1 protein-coding gene is annotated in these 574 nt (G+C 32.8%); it reads right to left on the bottom strand.

Translation table 11 applies throughout. From position 1 onward, the window contains the following. Positions 1-78: 78 nt before the first annotated feature. Positions 79-574 (bottom strand): alpha/beta hydrolase (locus AB4Y90_RS18160; protein ID WP_441558959.1); only part of this gene is annotated, 496 nt, incomplete at its 5' end.

The following is a 574-nucleotide window of genomic DNA, read 5'->3' on the forward strand; positions in this document are numbered from 1 at the left end:
ATCTTTACAAGTCTGATCTTTACAAGTCTGTTAAATAGTCATATAAAATTTACGATTTCTATTATTTATTAAATAAATTCAAATGGTTTTATTTATCCAGTTTAAAACATATGCGGCAACTTCTTCCCAGCCTTTTTCTCCTGCAATAAAATGGCTTCTTCCTTCAAATTCTTTAAAATCTACCACAATGTTTTTGTCTTTATAAGCATCTGCAATTTTTCTGGAAAATTTTGCCGGGAAAATATTGTCTCTTGAGCCTGCAATAAAAAGTAACGGTTTGTGAGGCTTATTTAAATCTAACTTGGCAGAGTTTTTAAACAAAGGATCTCTCGCTAATTTTCTGCTTTCAGGAGCTGCAACGGTTTCATACAGCTTATCACTTTCTTCTTTTGAATAATTGTTGAAAAATGCTTTGTGATACCATTCTTTAGAGCCTAAAAACACAGTATTTCCTTTAAAAAAATTCACAACCGGCCAAACGATTTTCACAGTAGAAAAAGGAGCCATTACATTTTTTGGAGGAGCACCGTCGATGCTTACTCCGGCAACAGCTTTTTCCATATCAATTAATTTC

It is taken from the genome of Chryseobacterium sp. 2TAF14, from assembly GCF_052115105.1.
Lineage (GTDB): Bacteria > Bacteroidota > Bacteroidia > Flavobacteriales > Weeksellaceae > Chryseobacterium.